This is a genomic window from Lysobacter antibioticus HS124, from assembly GCF_000336385.2.
GTDB classification, from domain to species: domain Bacteria; phylum Pseudomonadota; class Gammaproteobacteria; order Xanthomonadales; family Xanthomonadaceae; genus Lysobacter; species Lysobacter firmicutimachus.
The window spans coordinates 1-2,204 of the sequence record NZ_HG424567.1 but is presented as its reverse complement, the minus strand read 5'-3'; the positions used below and the strand labels follow the sequence as shown (position 1 = coordinate 2,204).

Annotated in this window: 2 protein-coding genes; one reads left to right on the top strand and one right to left on the bottom strand. The window is 71.1% G+C overall.

The annotated features are described in order from the left end of the window. Window positions 1–230: 230 nt before the first annotated feature. The gene (locus TX83_RS19320) at window positions 231–1,676 is read right to left on the bottom strand and encodes a PLP-dependent aminotransferase family protein (RefSeq protein ID WP_064749627.1); all 1,446 of its coding nucleotides are present in this window, start codon (window positions 1,674–1,676) and stop codon (window positions 231–233) included. A gap of 284 nt (window positions 1,677–1,960) precedes the next feature. Here TX83_RS19320 and TX83_RS19315 point away from each other — a divergent pair. Continuing rightward, a partial coding sequence (locus TX83_RS19315; RefSeq protein WP_141233584.1) for a hypothetical protein occupies window positions 1,961–2,204 on the top strand: 244 nt, incomplete at its 3' end.

The following is a 2,204-nucleotide window of genomic DNA, read 5'->3' as shown; positions in this document are numbered from 1 at the left end:
AAGGCGTTGATTTCTCTGCGCGTCCCGTGGTCGCGGCTTACGCCGCTCCTACAAAGGGGCCCAGGACAAAGACGCGGCGACCGGGCGAGAGGGCGGTCGCGACTTGCGTCGCTCCTACTCCGCCCCGCGACGGTTTCGGGTTTCGATCGATGGCGCCGGCGGTGGCTTCTCTGCGCGTCCCGGGGTCGAGGCTCACGCCGCGCCTGCATGGACGGCGCGGCCGCGGCGCGTCACCCGGGGAAATCCATCTCCGCCAGGCAGGCGGCGAACAGGCGCGCCGCCTCTTCGATTTCGGCCACCGACAGGGCGCCATAGCCCAGCAGCAAGCCCGCCCGGTCCGGCGGATCGAAATAGTAGGGCGCGATCGAATACAGCCCCAGCCCGCGCCGCTGCGCCAACGCGATGAACGCATCGCCCTGCGCCGCGCTGCGCCCGCGCAGCCACACCAGCAGGTGCATGCCGGCGTTCGAATCGTCGATGTCCAAGGCCTCCCCGCAAGAGCGCCGCAGCGCGCCAAGCAGCGCGTCGCGGCGTTGCTTGAGGGTCTTGGCGGTGCGGCGCAGATGCCGTTCGAAACCGCCGTCGGCGAGGAAATGCGCCAGCGCGGCCTGCTCGATCGCCGGCGAGCCGAAGTCGTCGACCCACTTGGCGCTGACGAAATCGTCGCGCAGGCCCGGCGGGGCGACGATGTAGCCCAGCCGCAGCGAGGGGAACAGCACTTTGGAGAAGGTACCGGTGTAGATCACCCGCCGGCTGTCGTCGAGCCCGCACAAGGCCGCGTGGGGCTGCGCGTCGTAGCGGAACTCGCCGTCGTAGTCGTCCTCGAAGATCCAGCAGTCGTGGCGGCAGGCGTAATCGAGCAGCGCGCGCCGGCGCGCCAGCGACATCAGCGCGCCGGTCGGAAACTGATGCGATGGGGTCACGCAGATCAGCCGCGGCGGACGCTCCGGCAACAGGTCAGTGCGCAGCCCTTCGCGGTCGACCGGCACTGGCACCAGCCGCGCGCCGTGGATCTGCAGGGCCTCGCGCACGGCGAAATACTGCGGCTCTTCGATCGCGACCTCGTCGCCTTCGTCGAGCAGCACCCGCGCGGTCAGGCTCACCGCCTGCTGGGTGCCGGTCACCACGATCACGTCCTCCGGCCGCGCCTGCACTCCGCGCCGCAGCGACAGGTATTCGCAGACCGCCGCGCGCAGCATCGGCAGGCCCTGCGCGGTGGGATAGTTCGGTGGGGTGTAAGCGGCCGCGTGCGACAGCGCGCGCGCCCAGGCCGAGGTCAGCAGCGGATTGGTGAACGGCACGCCGTACTGGAAGCTGTGCAGCACGCCCGGCACGCCGCGGCCGGGCATGGCGCCATGATCGTGATAGCGGCGCAAGCGGCGCGCATAGGCGCTTTGCGGCGGTACCCGCTGCGGCGGCTCGCTGCGCGGCTGCACCGGCGCGCCCGGCATGACCACATAACTGCCCGACCCGACCCGGGCCTGCATGAAACCCTCGGCGCGCAATTGCTCGTAGGCGGCCAGCACGGTGTTGCGCGACAGGTCCAGCTGCTGCGCCAGCAGCCGGCTGGGCGGATAGCGCAGCCCGGCCGGCAACCGCCCGCCGAGCACCGCATCCTTGAGCGAGCGGACCAATTGGCCGTGCAAAGGTCCGCGACCGTCGAGCGGCAGATACATGTGCGCGGCTCCGATTGGCCCCCCGCGGGCCGTCCAAGCGTCCGATAGTGCCAAGCCATTGTCCCGCCGGGGAGACCACTGCCGCCAGTCGGTCGAATCCTGCATAAGCCGGCCCTGCCCGTCGCATAACGCAATGCGACGGCGGCGGCTCCAACGGCCGCGACTGGCCGGGCGTCAATTGGCTCCTTCGAGTCCGGGCTGATTGGCCCTCCAGCCGCGGGGGTCGGCTAGCTAGCGTAGGAGCCATCGCCGGGTCACCGCTGCGCCACCAGGACGAGGGACGCATGAACCTGCACCACCACCGGATCCATTTCGCCGAACACCTGGACCTGTCCGCCGCGCGGCCGGGCCTGCACCTGATCCGCGCCTCGGGGCGCGCGGTCCAATTGGAACTGCCTGCCGGCTGGCTGTCGCTGTGGCTGCCGCTGCGCGGTCCGCTGCGGCTGGAAACCGCCGACAGCACCTGGGAGTTGGCGCCCGGGCACCTGCAGGTCTGGCGCGACGGCCGCCTGCGCAGCAGCGCGCGGG